General features: G+C 71.4%; 18 protein-coding genes. 5 read left to right on the top strand and 13 right to left on the bottom strand.

Translation table 11 applies throughout. The features are described from left to right. Positions 1–78: 78 nt before the first annotated feature. The 3 genes from A6A06_RS16020 to A6A06_RS16010 all read right to left on the bottom strand — a co-directional run bounded on the left by A6A06_RS16020 (position 79) and on the right by A6A06_RS16010 (position 3,863). Entirely contained in the window at positions 79–1,086 is a 1,008-nt protein-coding gene (locus A6A06_RS16020) for an endonuclease/exonuclease/phosphatase family protein (protein ID WP_073762200.1), read from the bottom strand. A gap of 378 nt (positions 1,087–1,464) precedes the next feature. Beyond that, the gene (locus A6A06_RS16015) at positions 1,465–2,244 is read right to left on the bottom strand and encodes a TetR/AcrR family transcriptional regulator (protein WP_242440757.1); all 780 of its coding nucleotides are present in this window, start codon (positions 2,242–2,244) and stop codon (positions 1,465–1,467) included. Further along, positions 2,241–3,863 carry an MFS transporter gene (locus A6A06_RS16010; RefSeq protein ID WP_073761838.1) on the bottom strand — a complete coding sequence of 541 codons (1,623 nt, stop codon included), beginning with the start codon at positions 3,861–3,863 and terminating at the stop codon, positions 2,241–2,243. The genes A6A06_RS16015 and A6A06_RS16010 overlap by 4 nt, the downstream gene beginning before the upstream one ends. A 237-nt stretch (positions 3,864–4,100) precedes the next feature. On the opposite strand from A6A06_RS16010, the gene panB reads away from it, so the two are divergent. From panB to A6A06_RS15995, 3 genes are all read left to right on the top strand, one after another. Then, a complete protein-coding gene (panB, locus tag A6A06_RS16005) occupies positions 4,101–5,066 on the top strand; it encodes a 3-methyl-2-oxobutanoate hydroxymethyltransferase (protein ID WP_199930889.1) in 966 nt (321 codons plus the stop codon). Between the two features lie 241 nt (positions 5,067–5,307). Further along, entirely contained in the window at positions 5,308–6,363 is a 1,056-nt protein-coding gene (locus A6A06_RS16000; protein ID WP_073761837.1) for an ATP-binding cassette domain-containing protein, read from the top strand. Then, a complete protein-coding gene (locus tag A6A06_RS15995) occupies positions 6,360–7,202 on the top strand; it encodes an ABC transporter permease (RefSeq protein WP_073761836.1) in 843 nt (280 codons plus the stop codon). Before A6A06_RS16000 ends, A6A06_RS15995 begins: the two co-directional genes overlap by 4 nt. A 25-nt stretch (positions 7,203–7,227) precedes the next feature. On the opposite strand, the gene A6A06_RS15990 is transcribed toward A6A06_RS15995, so the two are convergent. Next, positions 7,228–11,034: an AfsR/SARP family transcriptional regulator gene (locus tag A6A06_RS15990; protein WP_073761835.1), complete on the bottom strand. Its 3,807-nt coding sequence runs from the start codon at positions 11,032–11,034 to the stop codon at positions 7,228–7,230. Between the two features lie 418 nt (positions 11,035–11,452). Between A6A06_RS15990 and A6A06_RS15985 the strand changes: the two genes are divergently transcribed. Next, on the top strand, positions 11,453–12,241 hold the full coding sequence (locus A6A06_RS15985; protein ID WP_073761834.1) for a site-2 protease family protein: 789 nt from the start codon (positions 11,453–11,455) through the stop codon (positions 12,239–12,241). Between the two features lie 40 nt (positions 12,242–12,281). On the opposite strand, the gene A6A06_RS15980 is transcribed toward A6A06_RS15985, so the two are convergent. Beyond that, complete coding sequence (locus tag A6A06_RS15980) at positions 12,282–13,391, bottom strand: methyltransferase domain-containing protein (RefSeq protein ID WP_073761833.1); 1,110 nt, start codon at positions 13,389–13,391, stop codon at positions 12,282–12,284. Between the two features lie 318 nt (positions 13,392–13,709). On the opposite strand from A6A06_RS15980, the gene A6A06_RS15975 reads away from it, so the two are divergent. After that, positions 13,710–14,876, top strand: a complete 1,167-nt coding sequence (locus A6A06_RS15975; RefSeq protein WP_073761832.1) for a helix-turn-helix transcriptional regulator — start codon at positions 13,710–13,712, stop codon at positions 14,874–14,876. Positions 14,877–14,882: 6 nt separating this feature from the next. Here the strand turns inward: A6A06_RS15975 and A6A06_RS15970 are convergent, their stop codons facing one another. From A6A06_RS15970 to A6A06_RS15935, 8 genes are all read right to left on the bottom strand, one after another. After that, a complete protein-coding gene (locus tag A6A06_RS15970; RefSeq protein WP_073761831.1) occupies positions 14,883–15,893 on the bottom strand; it encodes a hypothetical protein in 1,011 nt (336 codons plus the stop codon). 67 nt (positions 15,894–15,960) lie between these two features. Continuing rightward, positions 15,961–16,158, bottom strand: coding sequence for a hypothetical protein (locus tag A6A06_RS15965; RefSeq protein WP_073761830.1), 198 nt, complete (start codon positions 16,156–16,158; stop codon positions 15,961–15,963). Positions 16,159–16,270: 112 nt separating this feature from the next. After that, positions 16,271–16,564, bottom strand: a complete 294-nt coding sequence (locus tag A6A06_RS15960) for a hypothetical protein (protein WP_073761829.1) — start codon at positions 16,562–16,564, stop codon at positions 16,271–16,273. 261 nt (positions 16,565–16,825) lie between these two features. Then, complete coding sequence (gene npdG, locus A6A06_RS15955; RefSeq protein WP_073761828.1) at positions 16,826–17,575, bottom strand: NADPH-dependent F420 reductase; 750 nt, start codon at positions 17,573–17,575, stop codon at positions 16,826–16,828. 13 nt (positions 17,576–17,588) lie between these two features. After that, positions 17,589–18,419 (bottom strand): carbohydrate ABC transporter permease, encoded by an 831-nt coding sequence (locus A6A06_RS15950; RefSeq protein ID WP_443333753.1) that lies wholly within the window; start codon positions 18,417–18,419, stop codon positions 17,589–17,591. 101 nt (positions 18,420–18,520) lie between these two features. Then, entirely contained in the window at positions 18,521–19,486 is a 966-nt protein-coding gene (locus A6A06_RS15945; RefSeq protein ID WP_073761827.1) for a carbohydrate ABC transporter permease, read from the bottom strand. Further along, positions 19,483–20,871, bottom strand: a complete 1,389-nt coding sequence (locus tag A6A06_RS15940; protein ID WP_073761826.1) for an ABC transporter substrate-binding protein — start codon at positions 20,869–20,871, stop codon at positions 19,483–19,485. The genes A6A06_RS15945 and A6A06_RS15940 overlap by 4 nt, the downstream gene beginning before the upstream one ends. Beyond that, a complete protein-coding gene (locus A6A06_RS15935) occupies positions 20,868–21,983 on the bottom strand; it encodes a sialidase family protein (protein WP_073761825.1) in 1,116 nt (371 codons plus the stop codon). Before A6A06_RS15935 ends, A6A06_RS15940 begins: the two co-directional genes overlap by 4 nt. Between the last annotated feature and the right edge of the window lie 192 nt (positions 21,984–22,175).

The following is a 22,175-nucleotide window of genomic DNA, read 5'->3' as shown; positions in this document are numbered from 1 at the left end:
CGGCGGACAGACCGGAGCAGCCCGGCACCGAGCGGGAAGAACCTGCTCGGGCGGGGTGCGGCGGACGTCCGGGCTTTGTCAGATCTTGACCGAGGCGGCGAGCGGAAGATGATCACTGCCGGTCCGGGGCAGCGACCAGGAGGACACCGGGTCGATCCCCTTCATCATGATCTGGTCGATCCGCGCCATCGGGAAGCCGGCCGGCCAGCTGAAGCCGAAGCCGTCGCCCGCCGCGCCCTGGGCCGAGCGCATCTGCGCGGTGACCGGGGCCAGCGAACGGTCGTTCATCGTGCCGTTGAGGTCACCGAGCAGGATGACCTGCTTGACGGTCTCCCGGGAGATCGCCTCTCCGAGGGCGGCCGCGCTGTCGTCGCGCTGGTTGGCGGTGAAGCCCGCGTTGAGCTTGACCCGTACCGACGGCAGGTGCGCGACGTAGAAGGCGACCTGGCGGCCGTCGGGCGCCTGGACGGTGGCGCGCAGGGCCCGGGTCCAGCCCATCTTGATGTTCACGGGCGCGGCGCCGGAGAGCGGGTACTTGCTCCACAGTCCGACCGTGCCCTGCACCGTGCGGTACGGGTACGCCTTGGCCAGCCCTTCCTTGTACTTGGGCAGCGCGTCACCGGTCAGCTCCTCCAAGGCGACCACATCCGCGCCCGACTTCACGATGTCCCTGGCCGTGCCCGCCGGGTCGGGGTTGTCGGCGTCGACGTTGTGGGTGGCGACGGTCAGGTTGCCGCCGGTGCCCTTCTTGTCCGTGAGCTGCCCGCCGAAGAGGCTGACCCAGACGACGGCGGGCAGCAGCAGCGCGACGATCGCGGTCAGGGAACGCCGCAGCAGGGCGGCGATCAGCAGCACCGGGACGCCGAGCATGCCGAGCCACGGCAGGAACGTCTCCAGCAGGCTGCCGAGGTTGCCCACCGTGTTGGGCACGTACGCGTGCAGGATCATCAACAGGCCCAGCAGGACCGCCAGCACCGCGAGCACGATGCCCCGGCGCCACATGCCCTCCGGGCGCCACCAGCCGCGCAGACGCCGCGCTCGGGAGGCGGCCCGCTCAGGGTCTTGCCCCTGCCCCGACTCCGTCATGTATGCCTGCGCCATGCCGCCGTCCTCACTGCCTTGCTCCGTACGCCCCGCCTGTGGTCTCCGACCCTAGGCGATGGTCCGTAATGTGCTTTCTTACAAGTGAGGACGGCACGCTGACGGCCGGGGGTTCCGGCTCCGGGGGACACGGCGGCGGCTGTGACAGAACGGGCATAGTCCCGTCATGGAGCGGTCAGGTGATGTCGCGTTTTGCGGCCGGTTGTCGCTCGATGGGGCGCTGTAGTCCGCCGGTTGACGTTTTCGGGGCGCTTTGCGGACCCGACTTCGACTCCGGGACTTCGACTCCGGGACTGCGACTCTAGGACTGCGACTCCGGGACTGCGACTCTAGGATTTCGACTCCGGCCCCGGCCCCGGCCGGTCAGTCCGGCGGCCGTACGCCGTCCAGCACCGTGTCCACGATCTCCTCGGCCAGCCCCTCCGGCAGGTCCGCCCACTCGTGCAGCATGGCCCGGGACAGCACCGGGCCGACGAAGAGGTCGGCGAGCAGGTCGATGTCCCGGTCCGCGCGGACCTCGCCGCGCTCCATACCGCGGCGCAGTACGGACAGCAGCACGTCACGGCGGGCCTGCACGACCGTCTCGTGGTACTCCCGCCAGAGCGCGGGCTGCGCCTTGACGTGCGTGACGACGGTACGCAGCAGCGCCGAGTTGCGCTTGGCCAGGCCGCGGATGCGCAGGAACTCGATGATGCCCACGAGATCGTCGCGTACGGACACACCGGCCGGCGGCGGGATGTCCGTGTCCAGCGAGCGCATCACGTCCAGCATCAGGGCGCTCTTGCCCGGCCAGCGCCGGTAGACGGTGGCCTTGCCGACGCCCGCCTCACGGGCGATGCGCTCCATCGACATCTCGCCTATGGAGACACCGTCCTCGATCATGCGCAGCACCGCCTCGATGATCGCGGTGTCGGCGGCGGCGCTGCGGGGGCGCCCGCGGCGGGGGTCCGGGGCGTCTTCCGGGGTGTCTTCCGGGGCACCGTCCGGGGTGTCCTCCGGAGCCTCCTCCGGGGCGCCGTCCGGGGTGTCCTCCGAGGCACCCCCCGGAGCGGCCCCCGGGGCGCCGTCCGTCGTGTCCGCCCCCGCCGCGTGCGTCCCTGCTGTGTCCGCCCCCGTCGTGTGCGCCCCCGCCGTCCCGCTCATGCCCGTGCTCCCGCCTGTTCCTGCTCCGCCCGGTCCGTACCGCGCGTGCCGGTTCCCATCTTGCCCGGCAGGAAGGCCGCGACCACCACCGCGCCGAGCAGCGCGACGGCGGCCGAGGCGAGCGCGGTGACGTGCATGGCGTGGACGAACGCGGCGTTCGCCTCGTCGATCAGCGGCCTGCCCGCCGGGCCCAGCCGGCGGGCGAGGCCGAGCGTCGCCTCGATGGACTCGCCCGCCGCGTGCCGGGCGCCGTCCGGCAGGCCGGGGACGGAGTTCAGCGTCCCCTCGATGCCGTCGCGGTAGACGGTGGACAGCAGCGAGCCCAGTACGGCGACCCCGAGCGTGCCGCCGACCTGCCGGAACGTGTTGTTGATCGCCGATCCGGAGCCCGCCTTCTCGCGCGGCAGCGACTGCATGACCGAGACGGTGACCGGCGGCATGATGTGCGCCATGCCGGTGCCCTGGACGAAGAAAAGCACCTCCATCACCCAGATGGGGGTGCCGGTGTCGAGCAGCAGGAAGCCCGCCAGGGTGGCGGCGACCAGCAGCATCCCGACCGTGCAGACGGCGCGCGAGCCGAAGCGGTCGACGACGTGCCGGGCCCGCGGCGCGAAGATCATCTGGGCGCCGGCCAGCGGCAGGATCAGCAGGCCCGCCTGAAGCGGCGTGTAGCCGCGCACGCTCTGGATGTAGAAGACGCCGAAGAACGTGACGCCCATGAGCGCGAAGAAGACCAGCGCGATGGCGCCGACGGCGGCGGAGAAGGCCGGCTTGCGGAAGAGATTGATGTCGAGCGACGGATGATCGATGCGCTTCTCGTACAGCACGAAGCCGACCAGGACGAGCACACCGCCCAGTACCGTGCCGAAGACCTGCGGGTCGGTGAAGTCGGCGAGCTGGCCGCCCTTGATGATCCCGTACACGAGCAGCACCAGGCCGACGACCGAGAGCAGCACGCCGACCGGGTCCAGTTTGCCCGGCAAGGGGTTCTTGGAGTCGGGCACCAGGAGGACCATCGCGACCAACGCGACGAGAACGATCGGAACGTTCACGAGAAAGACCGATCCCCACCAGAAATGGTCCAGCAGCAGACCGCCCGCGATCGGTCCGATCGCGATGGCCAGGCCCACGCCGCCCGCCCAGATACCGATCGCCTTGGGCTGCTCGTCCCGCTCGAAGACGTTCATCAGGACGGCGAGCGTGGAGGGCATCACGAAGGCGCCGCCCAGGCCCATCACCGCCCGGAAGGCGACGAGCTGCCCGGGTGACCCGGCGAAGGCGGCCAGCACCGAGCCGGCGCCGAACACCAGCAGGCCGAAAATCAGCACCTTCTTGCGGCCCAGGCGGTCGCCGAGCAACCCGGAGGTGAACAGCAGCCCCGCGAAGACCAGCGTGTAGGAGTTGATCGCCCACTCCAGCTGGCTCTGGGTGGCGCCCAGGCCGACGGGGGCCGGGGTGGCGATCGTCTTCATCGCCACGTTGAGGATCGAGTTGTCCAGCACCACGATCAGCAGGCTGAGCATGAGGACGGACAGGATCGCCCAGCGGCGGCGGTGGATGTGCTCGGGTACGTGCCGGGGCGCGGCGGCTATGCCGGGGGGTGTCGTTGAGCTGGCCATGACGACAGCGTACGCGCGTTCCGATACGGCCCCGTTCCGTATTACTTCCGTACCAGCCACATCGCCCGCCCCCCGTCTCCTACTCCCCCCGTCTCCCCCACTCCCCTTGCCTCCCTCGCTCCCCTTGCCTCCCCCCGCCCTGCGCCCCTTCCACTCCCCCGGCCGCGCGTGCCAGCATGGAAGCGAGTCCGGAGACGCCGTCAGGGCGCTTCGAGATGATGAACAGGAGCCGTCACCATGACGCAGCTTTCGCCTGCCCGGAATCCGGCCGCGGAGGGGACGCCCGCGCCCGGCGGGACCACCACGCCCGCATCCGCACCCGCCTCCACCTCCGAGCCCACACCCACGCCCACACCCGCGCCCGCATCCGACAGCAGCAAGGCGCTGTACGGGGGAAAGAGCTCGCGGCGGGTGACCGTGCGCGACATCGCGGCCGCCAAGGAGCGCGGCGAGAAGTGGCCGATGCTCACCGCCTACGACGCGATGACTGCCTCCGTCTTCGACGAGGCCGGCATCCCCGTGCTGCTCGTCGGCGATTCGATGGGCAACTGCCACCTCGGGTACGAATCCACCGTGCCGGTCACGATGGACGAGATCACGATCCTGTCCGCGGCCGTCGTCCGCGGCACCAAGCGCGCCCTGGTCGTCGCCGACCTGCCCTTCGGCGCCTACCAGGAGAGCCCGGTACAGGCCCTGCGCAACGCCACCCGCCTGGTCAAGGAGGCCGGTGTCGGCGCGGTGAAGCTGGAGGGCGGCGAGCGCTCCGCCCACCAGATCGAGCTGCTGGTCTCCTCCGGCATCCCGGTCATGGCCCACGTCGGCCTGACGCCGCAGTCCGTCAACGCGTACGGCGGCTACCCGGTGCAGGGCCGCGGCGAGGAGGCGGCCCAGCAGCTGCTGCGCGACGCCAAGGCCGTACAGGACGCGGGGGCCTTCGCCGTGGTGCTGGAGGCCGTACCGGCCGAGCTGGCCGCCGAGGCCACCCGCTCACTGCACATCCCGACGGTGGGGATCGGCGCGGGCGTCGGCTGCGACGCGCAGGTCCTGGTCTGGACGGACATGGCGGGCCTGACCAGCGGCCACGTGCCCCGCTTCGTCAAGCAGTACGCGAACCTGCGCGACGTCCTGGGGACCGCGGCCCGGGACTTCGCCGAGGAGGTCGTCGGCGGCGCGTTCCCGGCCAGGGAGCACAGCTTCCGCTGACGCGTCACCGGTGATCGCGTCTCCTGCGGGGGCACCGGTTCGACCGCCCTCCCCCGCCGTGGTCCGCCGCGGCGGGGGTCACGGCGGGGGAGGTGTTTCCGCTCCCGGCCCCTCCGTCCCCGCCGTGGTCCGCCCCCGCCGTGGTCCGCCCCCGCCGTGGTCCGCCCCGCCCCACCCCATCCCACCTGCCCTGTCGGTCGGATGTCGGTCGTTTGTCAGTGGGGGCTGTCATCGTGGGGGCATGACGCGAAAGACGACATCCAACGGCGCGGGGAACGCCGTCGAAGTGCGGGGGCTGGTCAAGCACTTCGGCGACGTGAAGGCCGTGGACGGGGTGGATCTCGATGTAAGGGAAGGCACCGTACTCGGCGTGCTCGGGCCGAACGGTGCAGGCAAGACGACGCTGGTGCGCTGCTTGTCCACACTGCTGGTGCCGGACGCCGGCACCGCGACCGTGGCGGGCTTCGACGTGGTGCGCCAGCCGCGCGCGCTGCGCCGCACCATCGGCCTCACCGGGCAGTACGCCTCGGTCGACGAGAAGCTCTCCGGCCGGGAGAACCTGTACATGATCGGGCGGCTGCTCGACCTCTCCCGCAAGGACGCCCGCACCCGGGCGGACGAACTGCTGGAGCGGTTCTCGCTCACCGAGGCCGCGGGGCGGGCCGCCTCGAAGTACTCCGGCGGTATGCGCCGCCGCCTGGACCTGGCCGCCTCGATGATCGGCCGGCCCGCGGTGCTGTATCTGGACGAGCCGACGACCGGCCTCGACCCCCGCACCCGCAACGAGGTCTGGGACGAGGTCCGCAGCATGGTGCGGGACGGCGCGACCGTCCTGCTCACCACCCAGTACATGGAAGAGGCCGAGCAGCTGGCCAACGAGCTGACGGTCATCGACCGCGGCCGGGTCATCGCCGAGGGCAAGGTCGACGAGCTGAAGACCAAGGTCGGCGGCCGTACGCTCCAGATACGCCCGGCGCAGGCCGCCGAGCTGGACCGGATGGCCGGCGCCATCGCGCAGGCCGGCCTGGACGGCATCGCGGGCGCCACCGCCGACCACGCGGACGGCGTGGTCAACGTGCCGATCGTCAGCGACGAGCAGCTGTCCGCCGTCGTCGGGATGCTCGGCGAGCGGGGCTTCGTCCTCTCCGGCATCAACACCCACCTGCCCAGCCTGGACGAGGTGTTCCTGGCCATCACCGGCCAGAAGACCTCGGAGGCCGACGGTGGCGGCCCGCAGGACGGATCGCAGGACCCGCAGGACGTACAGGACAAGCAGTTCGAGGAGGTTCCGGCATGAGTGCCGCGACGGTGGCGGCGCCGGGCAAGCCGCAGCGGCCGGGTGCCGACGAGGGCCGGATCGGCCTGCGTGCCCATCTGCGTCACACGAGCGCCCTCGTGCGCCGCAACGCGATGCAGATCAAGAACGACCCGGAGTCGATGTTCGACGCCCTGTTGATGCCGATCGTCTTCACGCTGCTGTTCGTGTACGTCTTCGGCGGCGCGATGGGCGGCAGCCTGGGCGGCGACCGCTCCGCGTACGTCAACTACATCATCCCCGGCCTGCTGGCCATGGGCGGTCTGAACATCGCCATGTCGGTCGGCTCCGGCGTCAACGACGACTTCAACAAGGGGGTGATGGACCGCTTCCGCACGATGCCGATCGCCCGTTCCTCGGTGCTGACGGCGAAGATGCTCGTGGAATCCGGGCGGATGCTGGTCTCCACGGTCATCCTGCTGTCGCTGGCGTTCCTGATCGGCTTCGACCTGCGGACCGGCCCGCTGGAGCTGCTGGCGGCCGTCGCCCTGGCGCTGCTCTTCGGCTCCTCGCTGACCTGGATCTTCATGCTGCTCGGGCTGACCATGAAGACCCCGCAGGCGGTGCAGGGCGTCGGCTTCATGGTGCTGATGCCGCTGCAGTTCGGCTCCTCCATATTCGCCCCGCCCACGACGATGCCGGGCTGGATGGAGGCGTTCACCAAGATCAACCCGCTGTCGAACCTGGCGGACGCGGCCCGCGCCCTGATGAACGGCCATGGCGCGGTCGCCCAGCCGGTCCTGATCACCCTGGCCTGGACCGCCGGCATCACCCTGGTCTTCGCGCCCCTCGCGGTGAACAAGTTCCGCAAGAAGACCTGACGCGTCAACCTTCGCCCGGCTCGCGTCAGATGAGGGCGGTGGCTTCTCCGACAGGGAGGCCGCCGCCTTCGGCGTACGCCCGGTCGTACGCGGCGTCGCCGAGCACCGCGCGGATCTCCTCCTCGGCGGCCGCCCGGTTCAGCCGGACGATCCGCGGCGGCCGGTGCGAGTCGCTGCGCAACGCGTCGTACGCGCCGATCAGCCGCGCCGCGTCCGGCCCGGCCGCCGCGCCCCGTACGCCCAGCAGGGCCCGCGCCCCGGTGACGAGCTGGATGACCGGCAGGTCCGGCGCGACCATCTGCACGATCTGGTCCTGCATCATCGACAGCGCCGTACGGAGCCGGGGCAGCGTGTCGGCGTACTCCCCCTCCTCGACGTCCAGGGCGACCATGGCCGCCAGCACCACTCCCCGGAACATCTCCGGCGCGCGCTGCCCGAACAGCTCGCGCACCTCCCCCAGATGCTCACGCGCCTCCCGCAGGCGCCCGGCGCAACTGAGGTGCATGGCGAGCGTGAGATGGGCGAACGGCGCCGCGTCGCGGCCGCCGTTCCCCTCCTTCGCCAGCCGGAGCACCGTGCGCAGCAGGTGCTCGCCGTCCGCTTCCGCGCCGTCCTCGACGAGTACGCTGCCCAGCCGGGTCTGCAGCATCAGGGACTGGCCGGACGCGCCGAGGTCCTCGGCGTAGCGGATGGCCGCCCGGTAGTCCTCCGCGGCGAGCGCGTACTCGCCACGGCCCTCGCGGGCCTCACCGCGGCCCGACAGGGCCTCCGCCGCGCCCCACGCGTCACCGAGCCGGACGAAGATCTCCAGGGATTCGTCGGCGTCCCGGCGGGCCTGGACCAGGCCCGCCGGCCGGTCGTTGAAGATCTTGGAGCGCAGCTGGAGGACGAAGGCCAGCTCCCATTCGTAGCCGAACTTCCGGCACGCGCTCACCGCCTCGTCGGACAGATGCGCCAGGTCGGCGAACCGGCCCGTCAGCATCACCGCGTAGTACCACAGCACGCCCGGCACCTTGCAGGTCTGCGGCAGACCGCTGCGGTACGCGGTCAGGATGCCGGTCAGCTCGCCGCGCCGCTCCGGCTTGCGCATCACCTCGAGATCGCTCTCCACACTGGCCAGCTCCACCAGCCGGACCTCGCGGCGCGCCTCCTGCAACTGCTCGGGGTCCATCGGCGGCGGTGCGTCGATGGGCCGCGCGTGCAGGGCGGGCGCCGGTTCGACGGGCAGCGCGAAGGGGTCGGGGCCGAGGGCCGACACGGCGGCCGACCAGGCACGGGCGTCGGCGCGGTGGTCGCGCAGCGACCAGAACCACTGGAGCGACAGCACCAGGCACAGCGCCTCGTGCTCGTCGTGGGCCGCGACGGCCCGGCGCAGCGCGGTCCGCAGGTTGTCGTGCTCCATCTCCAGACGTTCCAGCCAGGCCAGCTGCTCCGGGCCGCGCAACAACGGGTCGGCGGTACGGGCGAGTTCGCGGAAGGCGACCAGGTGACGGCGTTCGGCGGCGGGCCGCTCGCCCGCCTCGTCCAGACGCTCACCGGCGTACTCCGAGACGGTCTCCAGCAGCCGGTAGCGCATCCGCCCGTCCCGTCCCGGCGCGGCGACCACCAGCGACTTGTCGATCAGCGAACCGAGCAGGGCGGCCACATCGAGGGCCTCGACACGGGTCCGAGGGACCGGCGGGCCGCCCGCACCCGCCCCCACCGGGCCACCGGCCTGGACCGGCCCGCCCACCTGGGCCGCCGGCCCACCCACAGCTCTCGCCCCACCCGCCACTCTCGCCCCACCCGATGCTTCCAACCCACCCGCATCATCCGGCCCATCCCCGCAGACCTCCTCCGCCAGGGCCAGGTCGCAGCCGCCGGAGAACACGGACAGGCGGCGCAGTACGGCCCGTTCGGGGTCGTCGAGCAGGTCCCAGGACCAGTCCACGACCGCGCGCAACGTCTGCTGCCTGGGCAGTACGGTGCGGCTCCCGCTCGTCAGCAGCCGGAACCGGTCGTCCAGCCGGTCCGCCAACTGCCGCGGACTGAGCAGCCGCAGCCGCGCCGCGGCCAGTTCGATGGCGAGCGGCAGCCCGTCGAGCCGTCGGCAGATCTCGGCACACGCCACCGGGTCGTCCTCGACGCGGAACCCCGGCCGGGCGGCGGCGCCCCGGTCGGCCAGCAGCCGCAGCGCGACCGGATCGGGCAACGGCTCCACCGGCCGCAGCGCCTCCCCCGGCACCGCCAAGGGCTCCCTGCTGGTGGCCAGCACCGTCACGCCGGGGCACTCGGCCAGCAGCCGGTCCGCCAGCTCGGCGGCGGCGGCGATCACATGCTCGCAGTTGTCCAGGACGAGCAGCATCCGCCGGCCCGCGCAGTGCTCGGCGAGGCGCGCCATCGGGTCGTACGCGGTCGGATCGGAAACGGCGCGCAGCTCCTCGGCCGCGGTACTGCGCAGGACGATCTCGCGCGCCCCGAGGGCGGTGAGCACCGCCTCCGGAACGGTCTGCGGGTCGTCCACGGGCGCCAGCTCCGCGAACCACACGCCGTCCGTCCACAGACCGGGCTCCGCGGCGGCCGCCGCCTCGGCGCTCTCCTGCGAAAGACGCGTCTTGCCCGCCCCGCCCGGCCCCAGCAGCGTCACCAGGCGGTGCGCGGCCAGGTCGGCTCTGATCACCGCCAGGTCGTCCTCCCGCCCGACGAAGGAGGTCGGCCGGGTCCGCAGGTTGCCGGGGCGGGCGGGGCGGCCTGCGCCGCCGGTCGCGGCGGTGGTTCCTGAGGACGGGTCATCGGCCGCTGGCGGGTACGGCTCGGCCGCGTCGCCCGCGCGAGGGGCGGCGGGTTCAGCGGCTCCCGCCCCGCTCCGCTCGGCAGACGAAACGTTCCGCTGTGCATGCCCGGCCGCGCCGGGAGAAGAACCGGGAGAAGAACCGGGGGAAGAACCGGCGGCAAGGGGCCGGGCCCCGGCAGAAGCCGGACGCACCTCAAGGGCCGAACGCGCAGCGCCCCCCGTCTCCACCTCCGCCCCGGCCTCCGCATCAGCCCCTGCTCCCCCTCCGGACTTTGCCTCCCCCCGCGCCCCGAACTCCCCGTCCCCCTCCCCCCGCAGCAACTCCGCGTGCAGTTCACGCAGTTCGGGTCCCGGCGTAGCGCCGAGGCGGTCGGCGATAGCGGCTCGTACCGAGGCATACGCGTCCAGCGCCTCAGCCGCACGGCCCGCGGCCCGCAGCGCGCGCAGGCGCAGGGCCTGGAGCGGCTCGTCGAGGGGGTGGTCCTCACACAGGGCCGTCAGCGCGGGCAGGGCCTGCCCGGGACGGCCGAGGGCGACCTCGGCGGCGAGCCGCGTACGCCGGGCGTCCAGGTGACCGCGCGCCGCGCGGGCGGCCTCGCCCGCCGACTCCGGCAGGTCGGCCAGCGCCGGGCCGCGCCAGAGCGCGAGGGCGTCGTCGAGCAGGCCCGCGGCCTTGACGGGATCGCCGTCGGCCAGCGCCTGCGCCCCCTCGTCGGCCAGCCGCTCGAAGCGGTGCAGATCCACGTCGGACGGTTCGGCGCACAGCCGGTACCCGCCGTGCACGGAGACGATCGCGTCCCGGCCGACGGAGCGGCGCAGCCGCGCGATCAGGGCCTGCAGCGCGCCGGTCGCGTCGGCGGGCGGTTCCGGGCCCCAGACATCGGCGATCAGCAGCTCCGCGGTGAGCGCGCGGCCGGGGCGCAGCGCGAGCGCCGTGAGGAGTGCGCGCAGGCGAAGGCCGCCGAGGGCGACGGACGTACCGTCGCTCCGGTGGGCCTGGGCCGTACCGAGGATTCCGTAGCGCACCGACCCATTGTCCAGTACGGGCGACCGCTTCATGGCCCGCACTCCCCGCGCGCCACGCCCACACCGAAGATCACGCCACACGCACCACGCCGACCAGCACGTTCACCCCCGCCACCCGCACCGCTCCCGGCCCACCCCACGGACCGCTCGGGACCGCGTTCCACCGGCGTGCCGCAGCACTCCCTCTCCCCGTCGCGGCAGACCCCCCGTACCGCCCCTACCACCCCTGCCACCCGCGCCGTCCGCCCCGCGCCCGTATCCGTCATGGGCCCAGACTGCCCGGAACCTCCCGCCCACCGCCCGTCGTTTTCCGTGCATGGCTGCCCCGCCCGCCGATACGGTCAAGGCTGCCAGTCACCACACTGCACAGCGTCACCCAGCGCCACACCGCAACAGACCACGACACACAGCGCCCCCCAGCGCCACACAGCTACACCGGGAGCACCACACGATGACCACAGCAGCACAGCGCGCCGACCGCCGCGTCAGCCCGGTCTTCCTCGCGCTCGTCGCCGTCATGGCGGTATCGGGGTGGGCCGTCTGGACCGGGCAGCTCGCCGCAAGCCCCGGCTTCGCCGTCTTCCTCTTCGTGGTCTCCGGCTGGATCGTGTCACTGTGCCTGCACGAGTACGCACACGCCCGCACGGCGCTGCACAGCGGCGACATCTCCATCGGCGCCAAGGGCTACCTCACCCTCAACCCGCTCAAGTACACCCACGCGCTGCTCAGCATCGTGCTGCCGGTGATCTTCGTGATCATGGGCGGCATCGGCCTGCCGGGCGGCGCGGTCTTCATCGAACGCGGCCGCATCCGGGGCCGCTGGCGGCACAGCCTGATCTCGGCCGCCGGCCCGCTGACGAACATCCTCTTCGCGGCGGTCGTCTCGGCCCCCTTCTGGCTCGGCGGAATGGACGGCGTACCGCAGCAGTTCCGCTACGCCCTGGCCTTCCTGGCACTCCTCCAGGTCACCGCCGCCATCCTGAACTTCGTCCCGGTCCCCGGCCTGGACGGCTACGGCGTCATCGAACCCTGGCTCTCCCCCAAGATCCGCCACCAGGTCGAACCCTTCGCCCCCTTCGGCCTGATCGCCGTCTTCGGCCTGCTCTGGATCCCCGGAGTCAACGCCGTCTTCTTCGACGCGGTCGACACCATCCTGCGCACCCTCGGCATCACCAACTGGGACACCTACTTCGGCCAGCAACTCTTCAGGTTCTGGCAGGGCGAGCCGGCACTCCGCTGAACCGGCTCCCCGCTGCTGCGGACCTGTGGCGCCTCTGACGCTACGGAAGAGCGCGCACGACATTTCGTGGGCCGCCCAGCCAGACGCGCTCCCCGTCACCGTCCACGGTCAGCCCAAATCCGTCCCGCTCGGGCTTCCCCAGTTCGTGCCACCGCAGAAACTGCTCCCGCACCTCGTCCCAAAGGAAACGCGGCCCGTACTGCTCCACCGCATAAGTATCCACACCCGGTACGTATTCGACGGTGGCCCACGATTTCTTGTCGTCGGAGAGGAACCACAAAGTGGCCTCTCCGCTCCCGTCGTCCGCGGCGCACCACCGGTACCGGGCATCGGTGACACTCAGCCCGATGAAGAACGCCGGATCGTCCTGAATGACATTCTGCGGCGGAATGCCAGTGACACCGGCCACCCCTTCCGCCGCCCGGCACACCTCCCCGATACGACCGGAGCCGCCGCGCTGCGTGCGATCCCACATGAAATCCGGATCTCCGGAGAACGAGCCGTACGCCACCCCGTCCGCAACGGTCAGCATCACAAAGGAGCCGTTGAAGAAACTGCTCCCCCACGGTGCCACGATCCGTCCGTCGGGACACTGCTCGATCCACGCCCGCGGAATTCCACGCACCGAGCAGGTACAGATGATCCGGTCGTACGGCGCACCCTCCCGCCACCCGTCACGGCCCTTGCCGAGTACCACCGTCGGCTGGAATCCGGCCCGTTTCAGATTCGCCACCGCCGCAGACCGGACAGCCGTATCCACTTCCACCGTGGTCACCTTGCTCTCCCCCACCCGGTGGCACAACCAGGCGGCGTTGTACCCCGTTCCGGTGCCGATCTCCAGTACGCGGTGACCGGGCGCGACAGCCAGCAGCGCCAGCATCTCAAGCATGATCGACGGCATGGAGGACGACGAGGTGAACAGCCGGAACGCTCCATCGGGCGTCGGCTTCCCGTCGTTGACCTGCGTGATGACGGGCGCGTCCGCGTAGACGCTCCGCAGCCGGTCCTCCGGGGCGGCGTCGAGGCCGTGCCCCTCGAACACCGCGGGGATGAACAGGGCACGGTCCACGGCCGCCACGGTGTCCAGCCACTGCGCAGGTACCGCGCCCATGCATGTCAACGTCTCGACGAGCTGCCGTTGCGTGGTCATCGCCCGCACTTCTTCGGCGGTTCGAACGGCTTCGTCGGTCCCGGCGGCTTATCGCGGTGACCGTCACCCCCAGCAGTATCCGGCTTGCCGGAGTGGCCTCCGCCCTTCTTGTTCACCGTCTCAGCAATGCCGTGGCGTGGATGCCGGTCCGGCCTCGGCGCCGGGTTGAGGTTCTCCGCGAAGGGGTCCATGAGATGCACGGGCGGATCGAGCGTTCCTCGGTGTTCGTTCATGAGGCAACTCTGTCGCCGCTGCGTCACGCGCAACAGCCGCCCCATGTCGGCCTCTTGTCGGCCGCGTGTCGGCCAGTATGGAGTCATGCCGGAAAACATCGGGGCCCGCATCCGCCACCTCCGGGGCGAGCGCTCGCAAGCGTGGCTGGCGCGTGAGGTCTGCAAGGCCGCCGGTGTCCGCGGCGATCCCGTCACGCGGAAGGAAGTCAGCAGATGGGAGACGGGAAAGCGGATTCCCCGGGAATGGCTTCCCTTCATCGCCGCGGCCTTGGACGTCTCGGTGGGACGGTTGCGCGAGGACGGTCACGACCGCGTGCCGTTGCTGCGCCTGAACGAAGCGCACGGCTCCGAGTACGCGCAGGCCATCCGGGAGGCGTCACAGCGACTGATCTTTCTGGACAACGAGTTGACGGGACTACCCATCGCCGACGTGGCAGCACGCACCTTCAAGAGCGTGCACAGACGGCTGGGGTGCGGCGACTACGACGCCGAGTACGAGCGCGACATCAGGTCGGCGGCGAGTGAGCTGGCCGAGGTCGCCGGATGGGTCCTCTTCGACGCCGAGCAGCACGACGCTGCTCGCCGCTTCAACCAGGAGGCGCTGTTCCTGGCGAGGCTGTCGGGTGACCGGTCGATCGAGTTGCTCATTCTGCAGAACATGGCGATGCAGGCCGGCTGGCTCGGTAGACACCGCGAGGAGCTGGCCGTGGCACGCGCGGTCATCGGACAGGACCGCTTGTCCCCACGAGTCGAAGCGATCTTCCGCATGCGCGAGGCCAGGGGGCTCGCAGGGTGCGGCGCCCTGACCGAGGCGGGCCGGACGTTCAAAAGGGCGCAGTCACTGCTGGAGTACGACGGCAAGGGGGACGCCCCCGCCTGGTCATGGTGGATCATGCCGAACGAGATCGACGGGCATCACGGGCACGCGCTCCAGACCGCGGGCGACCACGCAGGCGCTGTGCACTTCCTCCAGCTCTCCACGGAGCGGCGAGGCGGGCCCGCTGTCGGTCACCGGGGCATGGCGCCTGCCCGATTGCTGGACTGCCTGCTGCACCTCCATGCGTGGCGGGAGGCCGAGGAACTGGTGGCAGCGATAGTGCCCACCGTCGGCGAGACCGCGTCCGCACGTACCCTGCGTCTGCTGGACGAAGCCGTGCAGAACGGGCTCGCCTCAGCGAAAGCGCCACCGCGACTCCGCGACGCCCTAAAACATCTCGACGACACCATGCACGCGGATCCGTATGCGCTCTGAGCATGATCAGCCGTCGGCACCCAGGTGAGAGGCCAGGGTTCGCATGTTCTCGGTCGGGGTGCGGGTTCGGGTCTTGAGAACCTTCTCGACCACTCGACGCGCCATCGGCTGGTGGCGCATCCACTCCGGGTGTGACCGGTAGATCTCCATGAGTTCGCCGATGGCGTCATGGTGGGCGCCGGTCAGACCATGGGCGCGTGCGACGTCCAGCCGGTATCGGCCCCACACATTGCTGGTGGGGCTGCCATGCGACCTGAGGCTGTCCGGGTGGAGCGGCCCCGTGTCGGCGCGCCGCAGGACGCCCCGCGCGTCCCCCTTCAGTGACAGGTCCTCGATGACCTTGATCTCGGCCGTGGCCGGTCCGAACGGTCCCCAGTGGGTCCGGAAGTCGGTGTGTTCGCGGCCGATGGCGTGTGCGGCGGTGGCGGCCATTCTGCGGGCGTCCTTCGCCTCCGCCTTCCGGTTGTCACGTACGGCAGCGGCGGCGACGCGGAGCAGCAGTTCGCCCCAGACTGCGAGTTCCTCCGGTGTCGCCTTCGAGATCCTGGGCTCCATCGCGTCGGCGGTGTCCGACGCCAGGTCCGCGCATTCGGCGAAGCGGTCCTGTCGCAGCAGGAGCCAGCACATGCCGATGACGCCGACGGCTGCGGTGGGCGTCGCTTCGGTCTCCCGGGCGTCCCGGATGCCCGAGGCCAGCGCTTGGTAGGCCAAGTCGTACTGCCGGACCTGGGTCAGGTACTTGCCTGTCAGGAACAGGGCACGGGCACGGGTCGCCAGGGCCTGGCGCCGTTGATCATCTCCGTCGGCCGCGCGCACGCTCCCGCCGGCGGCGGAGAGGATGCCGGGCAGCCGCCGCGCGACCGAGTCGTAGCGGTCGGCTTGGTAGAGCGCGTGCGCTTCGTCAATGCCGTGGAGCAGCGCGCTGCGGGGTGGGTCTTCCTCGGGCGGCCCGATCGCGTCGACGAGGCCGACGGGCGGCATCAGGTGGGGGCGTAGGTCCGGCAGCTCCGGAGACATGGCATCACCCACCTCTGGCACCAGGGTAGGGGCTTTTGCACCTGCCCGGCCGGACCCCGGCAGGCTCTCAGCCCGCCACCGGCGCCCCCGTGTGGCGCTCGCGGTCCATTTTCGCCTTGCGTACGTAGAACCAGGCCATGTTGCTGGAGATGCCTGCCATCAGGATCCATACGATGCCGAGCCAGCTGCCCTGGACGAACGAGACGACGGCCGCGGCGACGGCGAGGGCGCAGACGACGAGGGCGAAGACGGCGAGGCGGGGCATGGGGTCGGCTCCTGTACAGGGGGGTATGGGGTTTTCCTCCAGTGTCCACCATGGGGGTGGGAGCGGATGCCGAGGGGGACGGGGGCGGCCCGGAGGCCGCCCCCGGGGCGGGTCAGTCGTTGTGCGCTGCGCATGCCTCGCGTCGGGCGGCGTAGCGCTGCTTGCGGTTGCCGGTCCTGGTGTACCGCTGCCATTCCTTGACGCAGCCGCGCTTGTGGCAGCCCGCGCAGCAGGTGGAGCCGAGCAGGATCATGCCGGGGTGTTCCCACCGGCAGCGGGTGTCCGCGGGGGTCCGTGTCGGGTGGGGCGGCAGGTCGCAGGGGCCGTAGCGGTGATCATGGACCGACCGGGGGCCGTGTTCCGCGTGGCGTATCCACAGTGGCTTCGTTTTGTCCGTACGGGACATCGCGTTCCTTCCGGAACCCGCCGCCCGGACTCCCGGACCTTCCGGGCGGGCGGCCAGGGCAACCACCGCGTCGATCGCCGCATGAGGTCACGCTCCTTCCCTCGCCCGCCGTACCGGGCACACAGCCCTCCACGGAAGTGGACAGCCTTGCAGGATAAAGGGGCTAGGGAGGCGTGTACAAGGGGTTGTCGGCGGGCCGGTACGTCCGGGGCCCGCCCGGCCCGTCTGCCGTCCCCGTCGCCCGGCCCGCCCGTCCGCGCCTCACACGTCCGTGATCCGCAGCCCCGCGTGTGCCTTGTAGCGCCGGTTGGTGGAGATCAGGTTGGCCACCAGGGACTCCACCTGGTGGGCGTTGCGCAGGCGGCCGGCGAAGACGCCGCGCATGCCGGGGATGCGGGCGGCCAGGGCCTGGACCCGGTCGGTGTCGGCGCGGGACTCGCCCAGGACCATCACATCGGTGTCGATCTCGGCGATCTCCGGGTCCTGGAGGAGGACGGCGGAGAGGTGGTGGAAGGCGGCGGTGACCCGGGAGTCGGGCAGCAGGGCCGCGGCCTGTTCGGCGGCGCTGCCCTCCTCCGGCTTGAGCGCGTAGGCGCCCCTCTTGTCGAAGCCGAGCGGGTTGACGCAGTCGACGACCAGCTTGCCCGCCAGTTCCTCGCGGAGCGATTCGAGGGTCTTGGCGTGGCCTTCCCACGGGACGGCCACGATGACGATGTCGCTGCGCCGTGCGCACTCGGCGTTGTCCGCGCCTTCGACGCCGTGGCCCAGTTCATCGGCGGCGGCCTGCGCACGCTCCGCGGCGCGCGAGCCGATGATCACCTTCTGCCCGGACCGGGCGAGCCGGTAGGCCAGGCCGCGGCCCTGGTCACCGGTGCCGCCGAGGACGCCGACGACGAGGCCGGACACGTCGGGGAGGTCCCACGGGTCCCTCTTGAGCGCCTTCTTGGCTTCGGTCGCGACATTCACGGGCTGCGCGTCGTCGCCGGTCCGCGCGTCGTCAGGAGTAGTCATGACGGCGATACTGTCACGCCTTCACACTGCCCTCCGTGAGCCCCGTACGCCAGTACCGCTGGAGGACGGTCATCAGCACCATCAGCGGCACCACGGACAGGAACGCGCCGCCCACCGTGTACTGGTACAGCTCCGGCTGCCGGTCCGCGTACCCGGTCCAGGAGGTCAGGCCGAGCTGGATGGGATACAGGTCGGAGTCGGCGAGCATGACCAGCGGCAGGAAGTAGTTGTTCCAGATGTGGACGAACTGGAAGAGGAAAACGGTGACCAGTGCCGGGGTCATGAGTCTCAGGCCCAGCCCGGCGAAGATCCGGGCCTCTCCCGCGCCGTCGAGGCGGGCCGCCTCCAGGAGCGAGTCGGGCACGGCGGCGGCCGCGTAGATCCGGCAGAGGTAGACCCCGAAGGGGCTCACGACGCTGGGGAGGAGGACCGCCCAGTAGGTGTTGGCGAGGCCCATGGAGCTGAAGAGGAAGTAGAGGGGGAGGGCGAGGGCCGTGCCGGGGATGAGGACGCCGGCGAGGACGAGGTTGAAGACGGCCTCCCGGCCCGGGAACGGGAACTTGGCGAGTGCGTAGCCGGCCGCGGCGGAGAGCAGGGTGGCGGCGAGCGCGCCGACGCCCGCGTACAGGAGGGAGTTGGTGAACCAGCGGACGTAGATGCCGTGGTCGTACGTGAGGACGTCGGCGAGGTGGGCGAGCGGGCGCGGGTGGGCGAACCAGAAGCCGAACGTGCCGAAGAGGTCGGCGCTGTTCTTGGTGGCGGAGACGATGAGCCAGTAGACGGGGATGAGGAAGTAGGTGGCGGCGAGGGTGAGGAGGGAGGCGGTGATGATGCGGTAGCGCAGGGGTGGGCGGGTGGTGGTGGCGGTGCCGGAGGGGCGTACGGGGATCCGGCGTACGGCGGCTCGGCGTACGGCGCCCCGGCTCGGACGTACGGCGTCCCGGCTCACCGGTCGCTCCCGTCGCCGCGCTGCCCGACCAGCCGCAGGAAGCCGAACGACAGCACGCAGGCGACCAGCGCCAGCAGCACCGCCTCGGCCGCCGCGATGTGCTGGTTGTTGCTCACGAACGCCTCGCTGTAGGCGTGCAGGTTGGGGGTGAAGCCGGAGTCGATGGTGGCGGCGAGGGGCCGCAGCACCATCGGCTCGGCGAACAGCTGGAGCGTGCCGATGATGCTGAAGACGGTGGTCAGGACGAGCGCGGGCCGGATCAGCGGGATCTTGATGTGCCGGGCGATGTGCCAGGCGTTCGCGCCGTCGATGCGCGCCGCCTCGTACAGCTCCTCCGGTACGGCCTTGAGCTGGGAGATCAGTACGAGCATGTTGTAGCCGGTGAACTGCCAGGTGACGATGTTGGCGATGGACCACAGGACGGTGTCGCGGGCGAGGAAGTCCACGTGCAGGCCGAGCGACCCGGCGATCTCCACGAGCGGGCTGATGCCCGGCACGTACAGAAAGCCCCACAGGATGGAGGCGATGACGCCGGGGACGCCGTACGGCAGGAAGAACGCGCTGCGGAAGAACGTGACGCCGCGCGCGCTCGCGCTCTCCAGAAGGAGGGCGAGTACGGTCGCCAGGGCGATCATCAGCGGTATCTGGACGACGCCGAAGAGCAGCACCCGGCCGAATCCGGTCAGGAAACGGTCGTCGGCGAGCGCGTGCGCGTAGTTGGCGAGGCCGGTGAAGACCTCGCGCTCCCGGCCGCCGAGGCCGAGCGGGCCGGTGCGCTCGGTGCGGTGCAGGCTCTGGTGGACGGCGTAGACGATGGGGGCGATGAAGCAGAGGAGGAAGAGGACGAGGAAGGGCAGGACGAACCCGGCGGCGGCGCGGGCGTTGCGGGCTTCGGTACGGGTGAGGCGGGGCCGCCGCCGTACGTGACCGGCGGCGGCCCGGCTCCGGTCCGGTCGGCTCACCCGCCGCTCTCCACCTTCAGGCCCTTGCCCCGCAGGTCGGAGACGGTCTGCGCCTGTACGGTCCGGAGCACCGAGCGGAACGATCCGCCGCTGCCGAGCGCTTCGGTGAAGGCGTCGCCGAGCCGCTGGTAGAGGGTGTCCACGCCGGGCCCCCACTGCCAGCTGGTGTCGACGTGCGCGCCCGCGTCCGCGAAGACCTTGCTGTACGCCTGGCCGCCGAAGAAGTCCTTGTACACGTCGAGATCGGTGGTCGCGTAGCCCTTCTTCGCGCTCGGGAAGCCGTAGCCGCCGTCGATCAGCAGCGCGATGGACTTCGGGTCGGAGTTGAGCCACAGCGCGAAGTCCAGCGCGTCCTTGGGGTAGGCGGCCTTCGCGAAGACGGCGGTGGTCGAGCCGCCCCAGTTCGCGTGCGCGTTGGCGCCCTTCTGCCACTGCGGGAGGGGTGCGGCCCGCCATTTCCCCTTGGTGCCGGGCGCGTTGCCCGCGAGGAGCGCGTCGCCCCAGCTGGCGCCGATCCAGGCCGGGATGGCGCCGGTCTGGATGTCCTTGTACCAGGCGTTCTGCCGGTCGGGGATGGTCTTGACCAGCTTGCGCCGGACCAGCGACTCCCAGTAGTCGGCGACCTTGCGGGTGGGTTCGTCGTCGATGTGCACGGTCCAGGTGTCGCCCTGGACGGCGTACCACTTGGCGCCCGCCTGCCAGGCCAGCCCGGCGAAGCGGTTGCCGTTGGTCGGGGCGAACGTCTCGATCCAGGCGCCCTGGCGGCGGACCGCCTCGGCGGCCTCCTCGTACTCGTCCCAGGTCTGCGGGAGCTGGATGCTCCACTTGTCGAAGAGGTCCTGGCGCAGGAAGAGGCCCATCGGGCCGGACGCCTGCGGTACGGCGTAGACGCCCTTGCCGAACACCGACTGCTGCCACTGCCAGCCCACGAACCGGTTCTTGTAGCGGGCGGCGCCGAGCGCGGACAGGTCCATCAGGGCGTTGTCGAGCAGGAAGCTCGGGATGACGGGGAACTCTATCTGGGCGAGGTCCGGCGGATTCCCGGCTTTGACGGCGGCGTGCATCTTGGCGTACTGGCGGCCGTCGACGGCGGACACCTTCTCCACTTCCACCTGGACGTCCGGGTGCTCGCTGTTCCACAGGTCCACCGGCTTGTCGATGCCCGGCACCCAGGACCAGAAGGACAGCTGGATCTTCTGGCCCTTTCTGCGCTCCGTCGGGGTCGCGCCGCCGTCCGCGTCGTCGCCGTCGCCGCAGCCGGCCAGCGTGAATCCGGCGGTGGCCGCGGCGGCCCCGCCGAGGAGGGCGCGGCGGCGGACCCGGCCACGGTCCGGGCTCCCGCCCGCGTCCCGGTCCCGGCCGCTGTCGTACGTACCGGTGCTCATGCCAGCTCCTCCACGGGGATGCGACGGAAGGTGATCGTCGAATAGGCGCCGAAGTCGCCCGTCTCGTAGAGCAGCCCGACGGTCGCGGCGTCGATCCGTACGAGGTCGGAGTAGGCGGCCGGGAGCCCGTCGACGGTGTGCGCGGTGTGCCAGGTCACGCCGCGGTCCCGGCTGGCGCGTACGGTCATCAGCGCGCGGGCGTCCGGGTCGGCGGGGCCGGAGAAGAGCAGCACGCCGGGCTCGTCCAGGTGCAGCACGCTGCCCTCGACGACGGGCCCGGTCAGCCCCGCCTGTGGCCGGAAGGGCCGGATCAGCCGTTCGCCGCCGGCCGCGGGGGCGGAGTGGGCGTCGGCGCGGTTGCCGGGGGCCGGGGAGTCGTTGCGGGTGTTGAAGTAGAGGGTGCCGTCGGGGAGTTCGGCGGCGGTCGTCTCATTGTCGTTGATGTAGCCGTTGGGGTTGCTGTCCGTGTAGCCGATGCGCCAGTTCACGCCGTCGTCGTCGCTGAGCAGGACGTGGCCGCCGTTGTAGCGGCCCTCGGTGCCGTTGTCGCCGGAGACTGTGGGGGCGATGGAGTGGTTGGCGGGGACGACGAGGCGTCCGGCGTGCGGGCCGTGCCGGAGTTGGAGGGCGTGTCCGGGCGTGGTGGCGTACCAGCGCCAGTTGGAGCGCTTGGCCTGCGCCGTGATCTCGCTCGGCGCGCTCCACGAGGCGCCGTCGTCGTCGCTGTGCTGCACCCAGACACGCCGCCCGTCGGCGGCGGAGACGAGGCCGCGGCGGATGCGGTCCTCGGTGGCGGTGGCGGCGCTGCGTACCTGCGCCAGGACGATCCGGCCGCCGTCCAGCACGACCGGCGCCGGGTTGCCCGCCGTACCGGAGCCGTTGCGGGCGACGACCTGGAGCGGGCCCCAGGTACGGCCGCCGTCGGCGGAGCGCTTCAGCACGATGTCGATGTCGCCGTGGTCGGCGGCGCTGTGCACCCGGCCCTCGGCGAAGGCGAGCAGGGTGGCGGGGGCGGTGGCGCTCGAAGGGCCGGTGGCGGCCACGGCCGGGATGCGGAAGCTCGCGTAGCCCTCGGACCCGGCGCGGAACGGAAGGGAAGTCTCAAGAGCCATGGGTCCTCCCCGACGGCCGGACGTAGGACGTCCTCTGTCAGCGTGACCATAGGGAGCGCCCAACTGGCCGTCAAGGCACGGCACACGTCCGGCGCGGGCCGCCACCCGACTGCGCCATCGCGGCGCGTACGGCACCGGAAAGTCACCTTGCGGGTACCGGGAATCCACCTGCCGTTCGACCACACGCCCCTT

The sequence above is a fragment of the Streptomyces sp. CB02923 genome (genome assembly GCF_001905005.1).
In the GTDB taxonomy this organism is placed as follows: Bacteria; Actinomycetota; Actinomycetes; order Streptomycetales; family Streptomycetaceae; genus Streptomyces.
The sequence above is the reverse complement of the archived record's forward strand: the minus strand, read 5'-3'. Positions and strand labels throughout refer to the sequence as shown.

What these genes read in the sequence shown, in the direction of transcription:
- panB (WP_199930889.1), top strand. Translation starts at nt 4,101, where the DNA reads ATGACGCAGCTTTCGCCTGCCCGGAATCCGGCCGCGGAGGGGACGCCC.
- A6A06_RS15990 (WP_073761835.1), bottom strand. Translation starts at nt 11,034, where the DNA reads ATGAAGCGGTCGCCCGTACTGGACAATGGGTCGGTGCGCTACGGAATC.
- A6A06_RS16010 (WP_073761838.1), bottom strand. Translation starts at nt 3,863, where the DNA reads ATGGCCAGCTCAACGACACCCCCCGGCATAGCCGCCGCGCCCCGGCAC.
- A6A06_RS16000 (WP_073761837.1), top strand. Translation starts at nt 5,308, where the DNA reads ATGACGCGAAAGACGACATCCAACGGCGCGGGGAACGCCGTCGAAGTG.
- A6A06_RS16020 (WP_073762200.1), bottom strand. Translation starts at nt 1,086, where the DNA reads ATGACGGAGTCGGGGCAGGGGCAAGACCCTGAGCGGGCCGCCTCCCGA.
- A6A06_RS15935 (WP_073761825.1), bottom strand. Translation starts at nt 21,983, where the DNA reads ATGGCTCTTGAGACTTCCCTTCCGTTCCGCGCCGGGTCCGAGGGCTAC.
- A6A06_RS15975 (WP_073761832.1), top strand. Translation starts at nt 13,710, where the DNA reads ATGCCGGAAAACATCGGGGCCCGCATCCGCCACCTCCGGGGCGAGCGC.
- A6A06_RS15960 (WP_073761829.1), bottom strand. Translation starts at nt 16,564, where the DNA reads ATGTCCCGTACGGACAAAACGAAGCCACTGTGGATACGCCACGCGGAA.
- A6A06_RS15970 (WP_073761831.1), bottom strand. Translation starts at nt 15,893, where the DNA reads ATGTCTCCGGAGCTGCCGGACCTACGCCCCCACCTGATGCCGCCCGTC.
- A6A06_RS15980 (WP_073761833.1), bottom strand. Translation starts at nt 13,391, where the DNA reads ATGACCACGCAACGGCAGCTCGTCGAGACGTTGACATGCATGGGCGCG.
- A6A06_RS16015 (WP_242440757.1), bottom strand. Translation starts at nt 2,244, where the DNA reads ATGAGCGGGACGGCGGGGGCGCACACGACGGGGGCGGACACAGCAGGG.
- A6A06_RS15940 (WP_073761826.1), bottom strand. Translation starts at nt 20,871, where the DNA reads ATGAGCACCGGTACGTACGACAGCGGCCGGGACCGGGACGCGGGCGGG.
- A6A06_RS15965 (WP_073761830.1), bottom strand. Translation starts at nt 16,158, where the DNA reads ATGCCCCGCCTCGCCGTCTTCGCCCTCGTCGTCTGCGCCCTCGCCGTC.
- A6A06_RS15995 (WP_073761836.1), top strand. Translation starts at nt 6,360, where the DNA reads ATGAGTGCCGCGACGGTGGCGGCGCCGGGCAAGCCGCAGCGGCCGGGT.
- npdG (WP_073761828.1), bottom strand. Translation starts at nt 17,575, where the DNA reads ATGACTACTCCTGACGACGCGCGGACCGGCGACGACGCGCAGCCCGTG.
- A6A06_RS15985 (WP_073761834.1), top strand. Translation starts at nt 11,453, where the DNA reads ATGACCACAGCAGCACAGCGCGCCGACCGCCGCGTCAGCCCGGTCTTC.